This is a genomic window from Klebsiella sp. 54, from assembly GCF_018223875.1.
GTDB lineage: Bacteria > Pseudomonadota > Gammaproteobacteria > Enterobacterales > Enterobacteriaceae > Klebsiella > Klebsiella quasipneumoniae.
In genome coordinates this window covers 166,476-185,729 of the sequence record NZ_JAGRRA010000006.1, presented here as the reverse complement: position 1 = coordinate 185,729, position 19,254 = coordinate 166,476, and the positions used below count along the sequence as shown (strand labels likewise).

General features: G+C 58.2%; 17 protein-coding genes, 1 tRNA gene and 1 pseudogene. 14 read left to right on the top strand and 5 right to left on the bottom strand.

The genetic code is table 11. The features are described from left to right. The first annotated feature begins 4 nt into the window (after positions 1-4). From ureE to KHQ24_RS15685, 4 genes are all read left to right on the top strand, one after another. Positions 5-481: an urease accessory protein UreE gene (gene ureE, locus KHQ24_RS15700; RefSeq protein WP_017899736.1), complete on the top strand. Its 477-nt coding sequence runs from the start codon at positions 5-7 to the stop codon at positions 479-481. A 1-nt stretch (position 482) separates the two neighbouring features. Continuing rightward, a complete protein-coding gene (locus tag KHQ24_RS15695) occupies positions 483-1,157 on the top strand; it encodes an urease accessory protein UreF (RefSeq protein ID WP_017899735.1) in 675 nt (224 codons plus the stop codon). A gap of 8 nt (positions 1,158-1,165) precedes the next feature. Further along, complete coding sequence (gene ureG / locus KHQ24_RS15690; protein ID WP_023291043.1) at positions 1,166-1,783, top strand: urease accessory protein UreG; 618 nt, start codon at positions 1,166-1,168, stop codon at positions 1,781-1,783. A 152-nt stretch (positions 1,784-1,935) separates the two neighbouring features. Next, on the top strand, positions 1,936-3,543 hold the full coding sequence (locus KHQ24_RS15685; RefSeq protein WP_211777351.1) for a purine-cytosine permease family protein: 1,608 nt from the start codon (positions 1,936-1,938) through the stop codon (positions 3,541-3,543). Positions 3,544-3,587: 44 nt separating this feature from the next. Here KHQ24_RS15685 and tsaD read toward each other — a convergent pair whose 3' ends face one another. Beyond that, positions 3,588-4,601 (bottom strand): tRNA (adenosine(37)-N6)-threonylcarbamoyltransferase complex transferase subunit TsaD, encoded by a 1,014-nt coding sequence (tsaD, locus tag KHQ24_RS15680; protein WP_002916879.1) that lies wholly within the window; start codon positions 4,599-4,601, stop codon positions 3,588-3,590. A 237-nt stretch (positions 4,602-4,838) separates the two neighbouring features. Here tsaD and rpsU point away from each other — a divergent pair, with 237 nt between their 5' ends. The 3 genes from rpsU to rpoD all read left to right on the top strand — a co-directional run bounded on the left by rpsU (position 4,839) and on the right by rpoD (position 8,972). After that, positions 4,839-5,054 carry a 30S ribosomal protein S21 gene (gene rpsU / locus KHQ24_RS15675; RefSeq protein ID WP_001144069.1) on the top strand — a complete coding sequence of 72 codons (216 nt, stop codon included), beginning with the start codon at positions 4,839-4,841 and terminating at the stop codon, positions 5,052-5,054. 111 nt (positions 5,055-5,165) lie between these two features. Then, positions 5,166-6,911, top strand: coding sequence for a DNA primase (dnaG, locus tag KHQ24_RS15670; protein WP_211777350.1), 1,746 nt, complete (start codon positions 5,166-5,168; stop codon positions 6,909-6,911). A gap of 219 nt (positions 6,912-7,130) precedes the next feature. Further along, positions 7,131-8,972, top strand: coding sequence for an RNA polymerase sigma factor RpoD (gene rpoD / locus KHQ24_RS15665; protein WP_004174339.1), 1,842 nt, complete (start codon positions 7,131-7,133; stop codon positions 8,970-8,972). A 99-nt stretch (positions 8,973-9,071) separates the two neighbouring features. Here the strand turns inward: rpoD and mug are convergent, their stop codons facing one another. Next, positions 9,072-9,578, bottom strand: coding sequence for a G/U mismatch-specific DNA glycosylase (mug, locus tag KHQ24_RS15660; protein ID WP_004205266.1), 507 nt, complete (start codon positions 9,576-9,578; stop codon positions 9,072-9,074). 124 nt (positions 9,579-9,702) lie between these two features. Here mug and KHQ24_RS15655 point away from each other — a divergent pair. Both KHQ24_RS15655 and KHQ24_RS15650 read left to right on the top strand, forming a co-directional pair. Then, positions 9,703-9,778, top strand: a tRNA-Ile gene (locus KHQ24_RS15655). 569 nt (positions 9,779-10,347) lie between these two features. Beyond that, positions 10,348-10,620 (top strand): hypothetical protein, encoded by a 273-nt coding sequence (locus KHQ24_RS15650; protein WP_004205279.1) that lies wholly within the window; start codon positions 10,348-10,350, stop codon positions 10,618-10,620. A gap of 68 nt (positions 10,621-10,688) precedes the next feature. Here KHQ24_RS15650 and KHQ24_RS15645 read toward each other — a convergent pair whose 3' ends face one another. Next, entirely contained in the window at positions 10,689-11,054 is a 366-nt protein-coding gene (locus KHQ24_RS15645; RefSeq protein ID WP_162994615.1) for an HdeA/HdeB family chaperone, read from the bottom strand. Positions 11,055-11,354: 300 nt separating this feature from the next. On the opposite strand from KHQ24_RS15645, the gene evgA reads away from it, so the two are divergent. Together evgA and KHQ24_RS15635 are read left to right on the top strand one after the other, a co-directional pair. Then, positions 11,355-11,969, top strand: coding sequence for an acid-sensing system DNA-binding response regulator EvgA (gene evgA, locus KHQ24_RS15640; RefSeq protein WP_119621002.1), 615 nt, complete (start codon positions 11,355-11,357; stop codon positions 11,967-11,969). Between the two features lie 4 nt (positions 11,970-11,973). Further along, positions 11,974-15,216, top strand: coding sequence for an ATP-binding protein (locus KHQ24_RS15635; RefSeq protein WP_211777349.1), 3,243 nt, complete (start codon positions 11,974-11,976; stop codon positions 15,214-15,216). A gap of 89 nt (positions 15,217-15,305) precedes the next feature. On the opposite strand, the gene KHQ24_RS15630 is transcribed toward KHQ24_RS15635, so the two are convergent. Beyond that, positions 15,306-15,968, bottom strand: a complete 663-nt coding sequence (locus KHQ24_RS15630; RefSeq protein ID WP_072140371.1) for a YfdX family protein — start codon at positions 15,966-15,968, stop codon at positions 15,306-15,308. A gap of 240 nt (positions 15,969-16,208) precedes the next feature. On the opposite strand from KHQ24_RS15630, the gene KHQ24_RS15625 reads away from it, so the two are divergent. From KHQ24_RS15625 to KHQ24_RS15615, 3 genes and pseudogenes are all read left to right on the top strand, one after another. Continuing rightward, positions 16,209-16,784, top strand: coding sequence for an HdeD family acid-resistance protein (locus tag KHQ24_RS15625; protein ID WP_064155339.1), 576 nt, complete (start codon positions 16,209-16,211; stop codon positions 16,782-16,784). A 26-nt stretch (positions 16,785-16,810) separates the two neighbouring features. After that, positions 16,811-17,116, top strand: a complete 306-nt coding sequence (hdeB, locus tag KHQ24_RS15620) for an acid-activated periplasmic chaperone HdeB (RefSeq protein WP_053809941.1) — start codon at positions 16,811-16,813, stop codon at positions 17,114-17,116. Positions 17,117-17,196: 80 nt separating this feature from the next. After that, a pseudogene (locus KHQ24_RS15615) lies at positions 17,197-17,328 on the top strand (cobalamin adenosyltransferase); the annotation flags it as partial. On the opposite strand, the gene dhaR reads toward KHQ24_RS15615, so the two are convergent. After that, on the bottom strand, positions 17,306-19,231 hold the full coding sequence (gene dhaR, locus KHQ24_RS15610; RefSeq protein ID WP_004206088.1) for a dihydroxyacetone kinase operon transcriptional regulator DhaR: 1,926 nt from the start codon (positions 19,229-19,231) through the stop codon (positions 17,306-17,308). The pseudogene KHQ24_RS15615 and the gene dhaR overlap by 23 nt on opposite strands. Positions 19,232-19,254: the final 23 nt, after the last annotated feature.

The window sequence follows — 19,254 nt, the reverse complement described above, 5'->3', positions numbered from 1 at the left end:
GCGGATGCTTTATTTAACTCAACGTCTGGAGACCCCCGCCGCCGCGACCGCCAGCGTTACGCTGCCGATTGATGTTCGCGTCAAAAGCCGGGTAAAAGTTACCCTCAACGATGGCCGGGAAGCCGGTCTGCTGCTGCCCCGCGGCCTGCTGCTGCGCGGCGGCGATGTGCTAAGTAACGAAGACGGCACCGAATTTGTGCAGGTGATTGCCGCTGATGAAGGGGTGTCGGTGGTGCGCTGCGACGACCCGTTTATGCTGGCGAAGGCCTGCTATCACCTCGGCAACCGTCACGTACCGCTGCAGATTATGCCGGGCGAGCTGCGCTACCATCACGATCACGTGCTGGACGATATGCTGCGCCAGTTCGGCCTGACGGTGACCTTTGGCCAGCTGCCGTTCGAGCCGGAAGCCGGCGCTTACGCCAGCGAAAGCCACGGTCATCATCATGCTCATCATGACCACCACGCTCACAGCCACTAGCATGTCGACAGCGGAACAACGCCTGCGGCTGATGCAGCTGGCCAGCAGCAACCTGCCGGTAGGAGGTTACAGCTGGTCCCAGGGGCTGGAGTGGGCTGTGGAAGCCGGCTGGGTGCCGGACGTCGCGGCCTTCGAGCGCTGGCAGCGACGGCAGATGACGGAAGGCTTTTTTACCGTCGACCTGCCGCTGTTCGCCCGCCTGTACCGCGCCTGCGAACAAGGCGATATCGCCGCGGCCCGGCGCTGGACGGCTTATCTGCTGGCCTGCCGGGAGACCCGTGAACTGCGGGAGGAAGAGCGCAACCGCGGCGCGGCGTTTGCCCGCCTGCTGAGCGACTGGCAGCCGGACTGTCCACCGCCGTGGCGCACGCTGTGCCAGCAAAGCCAGCTCGCCGGGATGGCCTGGCTCGGCGTGCGCTGGCGCATCGCGCTGCCCGAGATGGCCCTAAGCCTGGGCTACAGCTGGATTGAGAGCGCCGTGATGGCCGGCGTTAAGCTGGTGCCCTTCGGCCAGCAGGCCGCTCAACAGCTGATTTTACGTCTTTGCGACCACTACGCGGCGGCGATGCCCCGCGCGCTGGCCGCGCCGGACGGCGATATCGGATCGGCCACGCCGCTCGCCGCCATCGCCTCTGCCCGGCATGAAACCCAATACTCCCGATTATTCCGTTCCTAGGAGAAGCCATGAATTCTTATAAACACCCGCTGCGCGTCGGCGTTGGCGGCCCGGTCGGCTCCGGTAAAACCGCCCTGCTGGAAGCGCTGTGCAAAGCGATGCGCGATACCTGGCAGCTGGCGGTGGTCACCAACGACATCTACACCAAAGAAGATCAGCGCATCCTCACTGAAGCGGGCGCGCTGGCGCCTGAACGCATTGTCGGGGTGGAAACCGGCGGCTGCCCGCACACGGCGATCCGTGAAGATGCCTCGATGAACCTCGCCGCCGTGGAAGCGCTGAGTGAAAAGTTCGGTAACCTCGACCTTATCTTCGTGGAAAGCGGCGGCGATAACCTGAGCGCCACCTTCAGCCCGGAGCTGGCGGATCTGACCATCTATGTTATCGACGTGGCCGAAGGGGAGAAGATCCCGCGCAAAGGCGGACCGGGGATCACCAAATCCGATTTTCTGGTGATCAATAAAACCGACCTTGCCCCCTATGTCGGCGCTTCACTGGAGGTGATGGCGAGCGATACCCAGCGTATGCGCGGCGATCGCCCATGGACCTTCACCAACCTGAAGCGTGGCGACGGCCTGAGCACCATTATTGCCTTCCTCGAAGACAAAGGCATGCTCGGCAAATAGGCCTTTTGCACCAGCCGGGCGCAAGCGCGTCCGGATGGTGCAGCCCCTGCCCTCTCTTCTATCACCCTGCGCTCCCCTCCCCGCCACGCCTGCCCTGCAATATGGCATAAGGTTTGCTAATTCAAGTCATGCCTAACCATTAAGGAATGACTATGTCATCACTGGATCTCAACCCTGAATTACCCGCGACCGCGCGGACTTCCGGCTCCCGGGAAACCTTAGAAGATTACACCTTACGTTACGCCCCGCTGAGCTTCCGCCGCTGGGGACCGGGCGTCGTCGCGGTCACGGCGCTGGGCGGCATCGCCTATCTGGCGGACTTTTCCATCGGCGCCAGCATCGGTATGGCCTGGGGCACCAGCAACGCCATCTATTCGATCCTGGTGGCGGCGCTGGTGATCTTCCTCACCGGCATTCCGCTGGCGATCACCGCCGCGCGCTACAACATTGACCTTGACCTGATCACCCGCAGCGCCGGCTTCGGCTATTTCGGCTCGGTGATCACCAGCATTATTTTTGCCGGCTTCACCTTTATCTTCTTCGCCCTCGAAGGCTCGATCATGGCCCAGGGGCTGCTGGTGGGCCTCGGGATCCCGCTGTGGATGGGGTATCTGATCGCCACCCTGATGGTGCTCCCGCTGGTGGTCTATGGCATGAAAGCCCTGACCCGCCTGCAGGTGTGGACCACTCCGCTGTGGCTGGTGCTGATGGTGGTGCCGGTGGTGTGGCTGATTGTCAAAGATCCGCAGCTGGTGGACGGCTTCCTGCATTTCGCCGGTAAAAACAGCGCGTCGACGGTGGATATCACCGCCATCATGCTCGGCGCCGGGGTATGCCTGTCGCTGATCATGCAGATTGGCGAGCAAATTGATTACCTGCGCTTTATGCCGCCTAAAACCACGGAGAACCGTAAAAGCTGGTGGCTGGCGGTCTTTTCCGCCGGACCGGGCTGGGTGGTGCTAGGCGCGATCAAACAGATCATCGGCGCCTTCCTCGGCTTCTATCTGTTGACCCGTTTTCCGGCGGTGCACAATACCGAACCGGTGCAGCAGTTCGTCAGCGTCTTCGATAATCTGGTGCCCGGCTGGCTGGCCCTGACGCTGGCGGTGGTGCTGGTGGTGATCTCGCAGATCAAAATTAACGTCACCAATGCCTACTCCGGCTCGTTGGCGTGGACCAGCGCCTGGACCCGCACCACCAAACGCTATCCGGGGCGGATTATTTTTGTGGTGGTCAATCTGGCGATTGCCCTGGCGCTGATGGAAGGCGATATGTTCAGCGCCCTGTCGTGGATCCTCGGCTTTTACTCCAACTTCGCTATCGCCTGGGTCGTGGTGGTGGCGACCGACATCACCTTTAATAAAGGCTTGCTCAAGCTGGCCCCGGCGCAGCCGGAATATCGTCGCGGCATGATCTACAACGTTAACCCGGTGGGCGTGGTTTCCTTTGGCCTGGCCGCCGGGCTGTCGATCTGCGCTTTCTTCGGCCTGCTGGGGACGACGTTGGCGCCGTTCTCGCCGCTGATCGCGTTGGTCGTCGCCTTTGTCATGACCCCGCTGATGGGGATCCTCACCCGCGGGCGCTACTATATTAAGCAGGTGGATGACGGGATCGCCGAACCGCGCTATGACGCGGCGGGGAACGCCTCGACCAGCGTGTATCAATGCGTTAGCTGTGAGGAAGAGTACGAGCGCCCGGACGTGATGCATTCGCATAAGCATCAGGGTGCCATCTGCTCACTGTGTAAAAGTATGGAGTAGTCAGGTAGGCAGGCCGACGTGACGTCGGCCTGTTTCAGGACGCTTTAGGCGGCAGGTAGTTCGGCCAGCGGCCAGCGCGGGCGGACCGTCACGCCGAGCTCAGCTTTGGCGCCGGTTTGCAGACGCACCATGCCGGCGTAGGCGATCATCGCGCCGTTATCGGTACAGAACTCAGGGCGGGCGTAGAATACCTCACCGCCGCGTTTTTGCATCATCTCCGCCAGCTTCGCCCGCAGGGTGCGGTTGGCGCTCACGCCTCCCGCCATCACCAGACGCTTAAAGCCGGTTTGCTCCAGCGCGCGGCGACATTTAATCATCAGCGTATCGACAACCGCATCCTCAAACGCGCGGGCGATGTCGGCGCGGGTTTGTTCATCGTCGCCGTTGCTGCGAATGGTGTTGGCGGCGAAGGTCTTCAGTCCGGAGAAGCTGAAGTCCAGCCCCGGACGGTCGGTCATCGGACGCGGGAAGACGAAGCGGCCTTCAGTACCCTGGGACGCCATTTTCGACAGCATCGGCCCGCCGGGATAATCCAGCCCCAGCAGTTTCGCGGTTTTATCAAAGGCTTCGCCCGCCGCATCGTCAATCGACTCGCCCAGCAGTTCGTACTGGCCGATACCGGTGACGCTGATCAGCTGCGTATGGCCGCCGGAAACCAGCAGCGCGACGAACGGGAACGCCGGCGGGTTATCTTCCAGCATCGGCGCCAGCAGGTGCCCTTCCATATGGTGTACCGGGATCGCCGGCACGTTCCAGGCGAAGGCCAGCGACCGGCCAACGGTCGCCCCGACCAGCAGCGCGCCGACCAGGCCAGGACCCGCCGTATAGGCGACGGCGTCGATATCTTTCGCCGTCAGGCCGGCCTCTTTCAGCGCCGCCTGGATCAGCGGCACCGTTTTGCGCACGTGGTCGCGCGATGCCAGCTCCGGCACCACGCCGCCGTAGTCCGCATGCAGTTTCACCTGACTATACAATTGGTTGGCTAACAGACCTTGCTGGTCGTCATAAATCGCGATGCCGGTTTCATCGCAGGATGTTTCAATGCCCAGTACACGCATGAGTTGTTTTACCTCGCTTCAATACCGCGCAGTGTAGGTCCAATGACCGGCGATGTAAAACTTTGCTCACCCCTGGTGTTCTCTTCGTGTATACTCCTCACCCTTATAAAAGTCCCTTTCAAAAAAGGCGCAGGTGCTTTACAAAGCAGCAGTAGTTGCAGTAAAATTCCGCACCATTTTGAAATAAGCTGGCATTGCGGCCAGCGGCAAACCGAATTAATCAAAGGTGAGAGGCACATGCCGGTAATTAAAGTACGTGAAAACGAGCCGTTCGACGTAGCTCTGCGTCGCTTCAAGCGTTCCTGCGAAAAAGCAGGTGTTCTGGCGGAAGTTCGTCGTCGTGAGTTCTATGAAAAACCGACTACCGAACGTAAGCGCGCTAAAGCTTCTGCAGTGAAACGTCACGCGAAGAAACTGGCTCGCGAAAACGCACGCCGTACTCGTCTGTACTAATCTGTTGAGAGCGACGCTCTCAATTCAGACCGAGTTGTAGTTGTAAGGCCGTGCTTCCGAAAGGAATGCGCGGCTTATTTTCGTTTATAGTCATCAGAAATAACGGGGCTTATGGCTGGACGAATTCCACGTGTATTTATTAGCGATCTGCTTGCCAGAACCGACATCGTCGATCTGATCGATGCGCGGATAAAGCTGAAAAAGCAGGGCAAAAATTTTCACGCGTGCTGTCCGTTCCATAACGAAAAAACCCCCTCTTTCACCGTCAACGGTGAAAAACAGTTTTACCACTGCTTCGGCTGCGGGGCGCACGGCAATGCTATCGATTTCCTGATGAACTACGACAAGCTCGAGTTCGTGGAAACGGTCGAAGAGCTGGCCGCCATGCACAACCTCGAAGTGCCTTATGAAGCAGGCAACGGACCCAGCCAGATAGAGCGCCATCAACGGCAGAATCTCTACCAGTTACTGGATGGTCTGAATACGTTTTATCAACAGTCTCTGATGCAGCCCGCCGCAGACCCTGCGCGCCAGTACCTGGCAAAACGGGGGTTAAGCAGCGAGGTGATTACGCGCTTTGCCATCGGCTATGCTCCCCCAGGTTGGGATAACATTTTAAAACGTTTTGGCGGCAATCAGGAAAACCGCCAGTCGCTTATTGATGCCGGCATGCTGGTCACCAACGATCAGGGACGCAGTTACGACCGCTTCCGCGAACGGGTGATGTTCCCCATCCGCGATAAGCGAGGCCGGGTGATTGGGTTTGGCGGACGGGTGCTGGGCGATGCCCTGCCGAAGTATCTCAACTCCCCGGAAACCGACATATTCCATAAAGGCCGTCAGCTATATGGCCTGTATGAAGCGCAGCAGGACAACCCCGAACCACCGCGTTTGCTGGTTGTCGAAGGCTATATGGACGTCGTGGCGCTGGCGCAGTACGACATCAATTATGCTGTCGCCTCGCTGGGTACCTCGACCACGGCCGATCATATCCAGCTGCTGTTCCGGGTGACCAATAACGTCATCTGCTGCTACGACGGCGACCGGGCCGGCCGCGATGCCGCCTGGCGCGCGCTGGAGACGGCGCTGCCGTACATGACCGATGGTCGCCAGCTGCGTTTTATGTTTCTGCCTGACGGCGAAGACCCGGATACGCTGGTGCGTAAAGAGGGCAAAGCGGCGTTCGAGGCGCGGATGGAGCAGGCTCAGCCGCTCTCCACGTTCTTGTTTAACAGCCTGCTGCCGCAGGTCGACCTGAGCACGCCGGACGGGCGCGCGCAGCTGAGCACGCTGGCGCTGCCACTGATAACCCAGGTGCCGGGCGAAACCCTGCGCATCTATTTGCGTCAGGAGCTGGGCAACAAGCTGGGCATTTTAGATGACGCCCAGCTTGAACGTTTAATGCCAAAACAGGCGGAAAATGGCGCCCCGCGCCCCGCACCACAGCTAAAACGCACGACCATGCGTATACTAATAGGACTGCTGGTGCAAAACCCGGATCTGGCGCCGTTAGTCCCACCGCTGGAGGGGCTGGACTCGCGCAAAATGCCGGGGCTGAGCCTGTTCGGCGAGCTGGTGAAGAGCTGTCTGGCGCAGCCTGGTCTGACAACCGGGCAACTTTTAGAGCAATATCGCGGCACAAAAGAGGCCGCAACCCTTGAAAAACTGTCGATGTGGGACGATATAGCAGATAAAGATATCGCTGAACAAACCTTCACCGACTCGCTCAACCATATGTTTGATTCACTGCTGGAACTGCGACAGGAAGAGTTGATTGCTCGCGATCGCACACACGGTTTAAGCAGTGAGGAACGCCGGGAGCTCTGGACCATCAGCCAGGAGCTGGCGAAAAAATAAATGACAGACTCAGTCATTCACGTTGCATTGATGCAGCAGCAGAACGCAGAGCAACGTGAAGGACACCGTATTTAACGGCTTAAGTGCCGAGTATCGATCGGGAAGCCCCCGACAGCCGCGCAGAGGCGCAGCGGCAATAATATAAGTACGCCCTCGCTTTAAATGTCGACAGCCCGCCTGCCGACACCAATCAAACGAATTAAGTGTGGATACCGTCTTATGGAGCAAAACCCGCAGTCACAGCTGAAGCTTCTTGTCCAACGTGGTAAGGAGCAAGGCTATCTGACCTATGCCGAGGTCAATGACCATCTGCCGGAAGATATCGTCGATTCCGATCAGATCGAAGACATCATCCAAATGATCAACGACATGGGCATTCAGGTGATGGAAGAAGCACCGGATGCCGATGATCTGATGCTTGCCGAAAACACCGCGGATGAAGATGCTGCCGAAGCCGCCGCGCAGGTGCTCTCCAGCGTGGAATCCGAAATCGGGCGTACGACCGACCCGGTGCGCATGTACATGCGTGAAATGGGTACCGTAGAGCTGCTGACCCGTGAAGGCGAAATCGACATCGCCAAACGCATTGAAGACGGCATCAACCAGGTGCAGTGCTCCGTTGCCGAATACCCGGAAGCGATCACCTACCTGCTTGAGCAGTACGACCGCGTGGAAGCGGAAGAAGCCCGTCTGTCCGATCTGATCACCGGTTTCGTCGATCCGAACGCCGAAGAAGATATGGCGCCGACCGCCACCCACGTTGGCTCCGAGCTGTCTCAGGAAGAGATGGATGACGACGAAGACGAAGACGAAGATGAAGACGCCGACGACAACAGCGATGACGACAACAGCATCGACCCTGAGCTGGCCCGTGAGAAGTTCGCCGAGCTGCGTACCCAGTACGAGCTGACCCGCGACACTATCAAAGCCAAAGGTCGTAGCCATGCCGCCGCCCAGGAAGAGATCCTGAAGCTGTCTGAAGTCTTCAAGCAGTTCCGCCTGGTGCCGAAGCAGTTCGATTACCTGGTCAACAGCATGCGTAGCATGATGGATCGCGTTCGTACTCAGGAACGTATCATCATGAAGCTGTGCGTTGAGCAGTGCAAAATGCCGAAGAAAAACTTCATCACCCTGTTCACCGGCAACGAAACCAGCGAAACCTGGTTCAACGCCGCGGTGGCGATGAACAAGCCGTGGTCCGAGAAGCTGCTGGAAGTGAAAGAAGACGTGCAGCGCGGCCTGCAGAAGCTGCAGCAGATCGAAGAAGAGACCGGCCTGACCATCGAGCAGGTGAAGGATATCAACCGTCGCATGTCCATCGGTGAAGCGAAAGCCCGCCGTGCGAAGAAAGAGATGGTGGAAGCGAACCTGCGTCTGGTTATCTCTATCGCCAAGAAATACACCAACCGCGGTCTGCAGTTCCTCGACCTGATTCAGGAAGGCAACATCGGTCTGATGAAAGCGGTGGATAAGTTCGAATACCGTCGCGGCTACAAGTTCTCGACCTACGCTACCTGGTGGATCCGTCAGGCGATCACCCGCTCCATCGCGGATCAGGCGCGCACCATCCGTATTCCGGTGCATATGATTGAGACCATTAACAAGCTCAACCGTATCTCCCGTCAGATGCTGCAGGAGATGGGCCGTGAACCGACCCCGGAAGAGCTGGCTGAGCGCATGCTGATGCCGGAAGACAAAATCCGTAAAGTGCTGAAGATCGCCAAAGAGCCTATCTCCATGGAAACGCCGATCGGCGACGATGAAGATTCGCATCTGGGGGATTTCATCGAGGATACCACCCTCGAGCTGCCGCTGGATTCCGCGACCACCGAGAGCCTGCGTGCGGCAACGCACGACGTGCTGGCCGGCCTTACCGCTCGTGAAGCGAAAGTCCTGCGTATGCGTTTCGGTATCGACATGAACACCGACCACACGCTGGAAGAAGTGGGTAAACAGTTCGACGTTACTCGCGAACGTATCCGTCAGATCGAAGCGAAGGCGCTGCGTAAACTGCGCCACCCGAGCCGTTCTGAAGTGCTACGTAGCTTCCTCGACGATTAATCGTCGCGGGACAGCGTCCACAGCCGGTTAAAAAGCTCCCTGCAGGGAGCTTTTTTTATGGCGTTTCGCTGGCCGCTCGGGGAAAGCCGCCGCTCTCCGCTACTGACCGCGGGTCGCCAGGGCATCATCCAGTTCACGATAGGCCGCCACCAGCTTATCGAGCGTCGCCCGGTTTAAACCGCTGGGATTGGGCAGCACCCACACCTGGGTCGTGCCAATGGTCATCGCCTGTTTCCCCCACTTCGCCCCGCGCTGGTTAAAGGCCAGCTCGAAGGCCTGCTTGCCGAGCACCGCCAGCGCCTGCGGCTGATACTCCTCAATCTTCTTCACCAGCTCACGGCCGCCGCTGCGCAGCTCCTGCAGGGCGACCTCGCTGGCCTGCACCGTCGGACGCTCAACCAGCATGGTGATGCCGCAGCGCGTATCCAGCAGCTGCAGCTCCTCTTCCGGCCTGAGCTGCCGATCGGTAAAGCCGGCCTGATGGATGACCTTCCAGAAGCGGTTGCCAGGATGGGCAAAATGAAAGCCGGTATGGGCGGAAGACTTCCCCGGGTTGATACCGCAAAAGACGACGCGCAGGCCCGGCGCAAGGATATCGCTAATCATGTTTTCTCCGGCTGTATGGCTAAAACATGATTATAAAGGATTGAAAATGCATTGTTTATAAAAACAGCAGCTGCGCGCTTTACGCTGGATTGCAACCGTCAGTTACTTTATAATCCCTCGCCACGGCCCCTTAGCTCAGTGGTTAGAGCAGGCGACTCATAATCGCTTGGTCGTTGGTTCAAACCCAACAGGGGCCACCAAATTTTAGCAGTAAATACATATAGTTAGGCCACTCGAAAGAGTGGCTTTTTTGTTTCTAAATTTTAGAATAGCGATAAAATGGCAACATAAGCCGTTGAGCAATGCGCGTGGTCAGCATTTTCTTGCCATTCCGCTAAGAGGATAAAACAATCCGTTATCGCGAAAAGGAAAATTTACGCTTACGCTAAAATAGACAGTGCTCTATCCTGGCAAAAGTTTGCGCAGGCCATCTGCGTTGTCCATCTCCCGAAGCCAGTCCATCATTGCCGCGTTCCTGTTTACTCTGTCTTACTACGCAAGGTCGGCATAAAACACCTTTCATTCCCGCAACGCTGGAATTCATACTGCTCACGATAACTTTAACAATTCAGGCCAATTTCCGAAAAATACCCCTTCCCTTTACCAGCTGATCAAAATCAACACCCCCCTCCCGTCGCTCATATATACAACCCGCTGACTCACACAAAAGGATGAAAATATGAAAATACGGGATATATCAGTCAGTACCTGTCTGGCACTGTTATTAACGGGTTGCGTAGCTAAACCACCGATGGCGACGGAAAGCGAAATGAAAGAAGCCGCCGCTTTTGCCTTTAATGTCGATGTTTCGCAGGTGACCATTTCCGATGCGAAGCAGCAGGATGTGAAAACCAACTTTGTGGCGACCATCGGCAACACCCGCCATCGCTGCTATGTGACTAAAGCCGCCGAGCCGAAACTGTATGGACTGATCCCGCTGGGCGGCAGTAGCACCGTCTCGGATGCCATCTGTGCCGGCGCCAACCCGACGCCAGCGAGCAAAACCTGCGACGCCCTGTCGAAAAAAGCGGGCCGCTGCTGATCTTCGGCGCAGAAATTGGCCGCTAACTGCACGTTTAGTCACTTTTTCTGCCGCTTTACCGCGGTCGCTTAGTTCAGCGACCGCACCTGCTGATAAGAATTGAGCCGTTCCCGCAGCGAAGTCAGCCAGGCATCTGGCTCCTGACGGCAGATTTCGGTGAGGATCGGCGTCAGCACCAGCTCGGCTTCATGGAAGTCGGTCCACTCCGGCGGCTGCAGGGAAAAAGGATCGTTCATCAGCCAGATCACCATCGGCGTCCAGGTGCGCGGATCCAGCTGCAGATAATCCTGACAGCGCATCATATCGCGCGTCCGCGCCTCAGTGGTCGTCACGTCCTTTCCCACCGCGGCGTTACTTATTGCCAGGACGATTATTCCTGCCATCAGACGTTTCCAAGCCCATTTTCGCCAGAGGGAGCACTTTGCTTTTACCATTGTTATTATTTTACCTGCCAGCTGTCACCGGACGATATTCCCGGCACCTCACCTTAAAAAGCGCAGATTAATCGTTTGCATTTTTTTTAACAGCAGACAGCGCTGAAGCAAGCGAACGCCTTTTCCTACAGCTGTCATCCCGATATGCAAATATATTCGGCAGGCACACATCCACAATATTTTCCCGGCCGAAAACGATTTGTGTTACAATTGCGCCTTATTACGGCACCGATAAAAATAACCCCCGCCGCACCTGCATCAGGCATCGCCCTCTTTTTTCATATCAGGATTTACGCCCCCATGAATGCGATAATCATTGACGATCATCCATTGGCACGTATCGCCATTCGCAACCTTCTCGACAGCAACGGCATTACCGTCGCAGCGGAACTCGACAGCGGCGCCCATGCGGTACAGACCGCCGAAACCATGCAGCCTGACCTGCTGATCGTCGACGTTGATATTCCGGAACTCAGCGGCATAGACGTTCTGGAGCAGCTGCGAAAACGCCGCTACCGGGGAAAAATCATCGTCATTTCCGCCAAGAATGAACTGTTTTACGGCAAACGTAGCGCCGACTGCGGGGCCAATGGTTTTGTGAGTAAAAAAGAGGGGATGAATCATATCCTCGCCGCGATCGACGCGGCCAATAATGGCTACAGCTATTTCCCTTTTTCACTGGAGCGCTTCTGCACCCACGGCATCACCGATCAGGACCGACTGGATACGCTGTCAACGCAGGAGATGAAGGTCTTCCGCTATATTCTCAGCGGCATCGACTACACCACCATCGGTGGCAAAATGAATATCAGCAATAAGACGGTAAGCACCTATAAGGTCCGTCTGATGGATAAATTAGGCTGCAGCTCCCTGCTTGAGCTTTATGACTTTGCGCAACGCAATAAAATAGGGTGATGGCATGGTCGTTCGTCTTATTTTATCCCTGATTGTCGGGCTGGCGCTGAGTCTCTCTCCCTCCGCGTTTGCCATGAAGCAACTGGAGCTGAAAAGCCATGCCCACATTGCGGCGATCGATATTCCGCTCAACGATAAGGCAAAGGCCTGGCTGGCCGCCCAGCCAACGCTGACCGTCGGCACCTGGCTCCCTGAGATGACGCCCATCGTCTACGACAGCGACGAAGAAAGCTATCAGGGGATTAACGCCGACTATCTGGCGCTGATGGCGCACAGCCTCGGGCTGAAGGTGGTTATCCGCCAATATGACACCGAGCAGCAGGCGCTGGCCGCCCTGGCCGACCGCCAGGTCGATACCCTGCTCACTCAGGTGGCGCACCGGGATGCGCTCGCGCCGGGACTGACGCACACCGCACCGCTGATCAAAACCTGGCCGACGCTGGTCACCTCGCTAAAATCCCCCCTGCCGCCGCTGACCACCGACCGCCGCGTCACGCTGGCCTGCACCCGCGATTGCGCCTTTTTCGATATCATTCAGCAGGCGTTTCCCAACGCCAAAATCACCCTTTACGATAGCGACTATCAGGCTCTCGCCTCGGTGGTCAGCGGCGAGAATCAGTATTTCATCGGCAACAACATCACCACCGGCCACTGCATCTCGAAATATTTCTCGCAATCGCTGGTCATCGCACACTATTTTCGTCAGCAGGAGCAACACAACCGCTTTGTCACCCACGAGGATCGACCGGCGCTGCACCAGCTCCTTGACCGTTTTATCCACGCTATCGACAGCGATACCGCGATGCGGATCATGCAAAACTGGCTCAACCGCGGCGATCTGTCATTTCTCAATACGCCGCTATCCTTTAGCGCCGAAGAGCAGCGCTGGCTGCGGAAGCATCGTCGCGTCCGCCTGCTGGTCAACCCCTACTTTCCGCCTTTTACTCTGGTGGATGACGAGGACGAGCTGCGCGGCATTATGGCCGATATGCTGAATATTTTCTCGCTACAGACCGGGCTGCAGTTTGACCCCATCCTGGTGCGCAACCGTCAGGATCTGGCAAAGCGGATGGAAAAAGAGGACTGGGCGATCATGCCCGCCGCGACTCTGACCCCACAGCCGCAGGCCTACGTCACCCTCAGCGACCCGCTGATTAACGTGGCTTTTGTGCTGGTCGCCCGCGGCAGCGCCCCCGACCCACATCTGCTGACCCGCCCGGCGCGGATCGCCCTGCCAGTGGGGCCAATCGCCGCCCACGACCTGAAAGCGCGCTTTCCGCAGGTTAACTGGGTGGAGACGGATAACGTTGGTGTCGCCATGAAGATGGTGGAGGAAGGCGAGGTGGATGCCGCCGTGGCCTCGGAGCTTTCCGCCCGCTATATGATCGATCACTACTATCCGCAAGATCTTCACTACACCCGCATCGATGGACTCCCGGTCGCCGCCATTCGGCTGGCGATCCCACGCGATGAACCGGTGCTGGCCGCCGTGCTCAACAAAGCGCTGCAGGCCATTCCGCCGCGGGACATTCTGCAGATGACCGAGAAGTGGTCGAAAATCTCCAGCCAGCAAATAGAGAACTGGAGCCAGTACAGCCGCCAGTTTTACCAGCTGATCGCCTTCGCGCTGGTGCTGATCGCCATCAGCCTCGGCTGGGGACTCTCCCTGTGCCGGGAAGTGCGCAAACGTAAAGACTCTCAGCAGCGGCTGGAAGAGGAGCTGGCGCAGAAGAAAGCCCTCTCCTGCGCGCTGGAGCGGGAAAAAGACAAAGCGATTCAGGCGACAAAAGCCAAGAGTCGCTTTCTGGCCAGCATGAGCCACGAGCTGCGCACGCCGGTGAGCGCCATCGTCGGCTTTCTGGAACTGCTGGCGAAACCGGAGCTTAACGTCGGTCAGCGTAAAGAGGCGATCGAGCTGGCGGGGTCGACGGCGCAAACCCTGCTGGGACTTATCGGCAATATTCTCGATATCGACAAGATTGAGTCGGGAAAATACCAGATCACCCCACAGTGGAGCGATGTGGCGCAGGTGGTGTCGCAGCAGTGCCACACCTTCGGCGCGCTGGCGCTGCAGAAGGGGATCGCGCTGCATAGCCATCTCCCTCTGCAGGAGGGGATCGCGCTGTGGGTCGACCCTCAGGCGCTGCGGCAAATTCTCAATAATCTCATCGGCAATGCGCTGAAGTTTACCGCCGAGGGCGCGATTCAGATCTCCTGCCGGCTGGCGCAGGCGGATGAGACACAGGGAGAGCTGACCCTCATCGTTAGCGACAGCGGCTGCGGGATCAGTGAAGCAGAGCAGGCCACCCTCTTTCATCGCTATGCCCAGGCGCGCCAGGGACGCCAGCAGACCGGCTCCGGGCTGGGGCTGGTCATTTGCCAGGAGCTGGTTACGCTGATGCAGGGCCGGCTGGAGATGGTCAGCCGTCCGGGCGTGGGGACCACTTTCACCATCACGCTGCCGGTCAGGGTGAGTCGCTGCGCGATTCACGCGCCACAGGCATTGCCCGTCAGGCCGCAGGCCCTGCCCGGGCTGTCGATATTGATAGCGGACGACCACCCCACCAACCGGCTGTTGCTCAAACGCCAGCTCAACACTATCGGCTACAGTGTCGATGAAGCCTGCGACGGTGAAGAAGCGGAGAATAAGCTCGCCGGCAAACATTACGATCTGCTGATCACGGACCTCAATATGCCGAAGAAAGATGGCCTGGCGCTGGCGGCGTCGTTACGCCGACGCTACCCGAGCCTGGTGATTTGGGGAGTGACCGCCAGCGCGCTGCCGCAGTCGCGGGAGGCATGTCTGGCCAGCGGCATGAATATGTGTCTGTTTAAGCCAGTGTCGGTTCAGACGCTGAGCCATGAGCTCAGCCGCTTAGCGGTGGGCCACGCATCACCTAACGCCGCCCGGCATCTGAAGCTCAGCGTGCTGACCGAAAATACGGGGGGAGACCAGGCGCTGATGGCTGAGATGCTGGAGACGTTCCGCGATGCGTCGGCCACAGATTTACAGGCCGCCGGACAGGCTATCGCCCGGCATGAACCGCAGACCTTTCTGCGGGCGCTGCACCGTCTGCACGGTTCAGCACAAATCCTGGGGATTACTGCGCTACAACAACTGTGCGCCCCTTTTGAGGCTAAGCGGCCTGATTCGCTGACGCCGGCAAGCTGTCTGGAGGTGGTACAGCGCATCACCGGCGTCATGCGCGAGATCGATGGCGAAATCGACGCCCTCATCGGCCGCTAGCCGTTCCGGTCGGGCAGTCCGCTGCCCGACCGTTAAGGGGACATCCTTGTCAGTCTCTTCCTCTGCGCTCTCTCAGGGTGGAACAGGTATCAGTTACCCGCCACCAGCATCTCGCTGTCCACCACGATGCCCTCTTCAGCGCCTTTCAGCACCAGATTCGCTTCGTAATACTTCCCGGCTTTCAGCAGTTTTTGCGCCTGCGCCACCGCCTTACGGGTCTGGTTAAGCGGCATCAGATACTGGTTCTCAATCACGCCAATACCGGCCAGGCGCAGGGTATCGATAGCCCCTTTCTGATCGCCTTTCGCCAGTTTTTCGTTGGCAGATTTAATGGCACTCTCTTTTTCCGGGGTGGCCACATAGTCTTCAGACAAGGCGATGGTCGCATTGATCACCACATAGCGATCGGCGATCATTTTGGCTGTCGCGTCGGTTTTCACGAACTTCGCCCAGCTGGCGTCATCGGCGGCCAGCAGCGCGGCGGCGTCGTCTGTCAGTTTTTTGGCGCTCTCCGGCTGGCCGTGAAACAACGCCAGACGGGCGAACTGGACGTCGCGCATCGCGTTCGCGCCCTGAACCGCCACCTGTAACACATCGGCGGCTTCTTTCTGCACCTGCGCTGTGGCTGCCGCGGCAGGCGCTGCCGTCGCGTTATCTGCTGCCCACACCGGAGAGGTACCCATCATGGTTGCCAGCAGGCTCGCCAGAATGACTTTTTTCATCGTTAACTCCTGATTAAAATCGGTAAGCATCACCAAACGCAGCCAGCTTAAAAAATATCGTAGTTATTGAGAATCAGAGCCCGGAATCGATATTGCGGGCCTTGTCTGACAGCTGTCAGACAAGGCGTATAAAGTGACCTCAGCACTCTTATTTACGCCTGGCGATGGCACGGCCTACTATTTTCCTCAGACCTTTCTTTTGGCCCGCTGAATAAAGCATGACGCATTATATTCAGCGTCAGGCCGGCAACCGGGATCTGCGGAGCAATTATGTTTATGTTTAGCCATTACACCTTAAATGCGTTTAACCCACGCGTCTTGATTCGATATAAACGGCATGCCGGCTTGATGGCCGCGCTGCTGTTTATCTGCGGGGCCTGTTGCCTGGCCTGGCCGCTGGTCGCCGGCTGGTATCTCGCCACGGTGACCGGCATGTTGTTGATGATCTGCGGCTTCTACTCACTGTACAGCCTGATTGTTTTCCGCCAGCAGCACTGGAAATCACGCCTGGTGGCGCTGATCTTCGCCATCGCCTGGATCGTGCTCGGCCTGAGCTTTGTCGTTAATCCTCTTAACGGCATGAGCAGCCTGGCCCTCTTATTCGGCTTTTTATTTGTTCTCGGCGGTATTTCCCGCATCGTCAACGGATGTCAAACCCGAAAACAAAGCGGCGCCGGCTGGAATATTTTTATCGGCCTGTTGGATTTACTTATCGCCTGCCTGTGGCTGGCCATGAATCCGCAGCAAAGCTGGATATTTATTACCGCCTTTATCGGCGTTGAAATGATATTTAGCGCCATCGGCTTGCTGGTCCTGCGCAATAAAATGAAGCACGCCCAGGCTTAAGCCCTATTTTGTCACTGGAGAAGAAAATGAATTTGCCTAAAGCACTCGTACTGACCGTAGCGGCCACCACATTCTGTCTGATGACCAGCCCGGCGTTCGCGGTACAGGAAACCACACCGCAGAATATGACCTGTCAGGAATTTATGGATATGAACCCGAAAAGCATGACCCCGGTGGCCTTCTGGGTAGTGAATCGCAACACCGACTTCAGCGGCGGGGACTATGTCGACTGGCATGAAGTCGAGACCGTCTCGGTGCCGAAAATGCTGCAGCAGTGCCACAAGAACCCCGCCACTAAACTCGGCGACCTCAACTCGGTTATTAAAAAATAAGCCTTCCCCCGGCGCTCGCCGGGGAAAGTTAACCTCGTTACCCGCCGTTATGCGGCGGGCCCCGTCACACTCATCGCTAGCGCATTCGCACGGCAGAGGATGGCCAATTTGGCCCACTGCGCGACGCGCTCAAACGCTACAGCAATCGTCTGTCGGACGCCCTGTTCTCCATGGCGCGTATCGAGAAGACTAGGCCTGATGCTTGCGCTTGAACTGGCTGGCGTCGATATCGTACTGCTTCATTTTGCGCCACAGGGTGGTGCGGCCAATATTCAGCAGTTGCGACATCTCCTGCACCCGCCCGCTGGTCACCCGGGCAGCGTGAATGATGGCCTCTTTTTCGATGGCGCTAAAGGTCAGGCTGGCCGGCAGCAGCGATGAGCCGCTATCGACCCCCGGCCGATCGGAAAAGAGATATTCCGGCAGGTTGCTTAGCCGAATGTGGCCGTTGTCGCTGCTGATGGCAATGTTCTCTATCACGCTGTTAAGCTCAAAATCATTTCCCGGCCACGAGTAGGCCACCAGTTGGGCCAGCGCGTCATCGTCCACTTTCAGCCGCGAAGAGAAACGCTTCTCCAGGCTCTTCAGCCGGTTATGCACCAGCGACGGGATGCTGTTGCGCCGGGCGCGCAGCGGGGGGATGACAATCTCGAAGGAGTGCAGCGCATAGTACAGCTGGCGGCTAAAGCGGTTCTGTTCCACCAGGTTGGCCAGATCGACGGTGGTGGTGGCGATCACCTTCACATCCACCGGGATCAGGCGGCGGGCGTCGAGGCGGGTAAGCACTCCCTGCTTAATCACCTGCAGCAGGGCCGACTGCAGCTCCGGCGCCAGATACTCAATTTTTTCCAGAAACAGGGTGCCGCCATTGGCCAGCTCAAGGCGGCTCAGGCGGCCATTTTCATCGTCAGTGGGGGCGCTGCCCATAAAGTCCTGGCCCAGCACGCTGTCGGCATACAGCTGGCAGTTGACGGCGATATAGGGGCCGCCCGCCCGCTCGCTTTCATTGTGGATGGCCTGGCTCAGCAGCTCTTTCCCCACCCCTTCTTCACCGCACAGCAGCACCGGGAAGCCGCCGCGCGCCGCCTGGCGGCCAAAGTGGATCAGCCGCCGGGTTTCCGGATCGTCGGCTGACATCTGCTCAAAGGTGTGGCTGACTTTGCCCAGCTGGCTGGTCATCAGCTGCCGCATCTGCTCCACCGGGTGCAGCAGCAGAATAAAGCTGTTGCCTTGCGCCTCGACGATCGGTTTTAAGGTGATCACCGCGTCGATAAACTGGTGCTGGCTTTCAAAGGTGACTTCAACGTGATTCAGGCCGCGGGCGTGTTTGATGGCCCGGCGCAGCAGCGCCGGAAGGGTCACCAGATCGGCGATATTTTTCCCCTGGCTGGCCTGGGCATCAAGATGCAGCAGTCTCGCCGCCTGAACATTGAGAAATTGCAGCACCCCCTGTTCGTTCCACGCCATCACCCCGTCGTCCATGCTCTCCAGCAGGCCGTACATCTGATTAAGGTGGCGGTTGGATTCCGCCAGCAGGCTGTCGGTGAGCAGGGAATTGCCCACCTCGCGGGCGATGGCCAGCGTCAGGGAAAGGTCGGCGCTGGACTGGTGCTCCACCAGACAGCAAAGCGAGATAGAGCCGAACAGGCGCCCGTGGTTATCGAACACCGGCGTCGAACAAAAGCTCCATGGCTGCAGGGCCTGCTTAAAATGCCGATCGCCGGCGGTGTTGATCGGCTGCCCCTGCATCGCGGCCAGCGACAGCGCGCAGGTGCCGATAATGCTCTCCGCGCAGTAGCTGCCGTCGCGAAACCCCAGGTCAGCCAGCTGCGCCAGCGTTTGCGGTTCGCCGCAGCGGCTCAGAATACAGGCGGTCTCATCAAGGATAAACAGCGCGCAGGGGCGACCGTCCATAAACTCCCAGGCGTCCTCCAGCGCCGCCTGACCGATGGTCAGCAGCGCGGTTTTACGCCGACAGATAGAGTCAAAAGTCAGGCCCTGGGCCTGGTGCGGCGTTTGCCAGGTTTCGCGCTGCATAAACTTGCTGCAGCGATGCCATGACTGGGCGATGACGGCAGAGACTGCCTTCCCGGTATCCTGAGTCTGAACAGTCATACTGTTTTCCGCGTTTTACCATA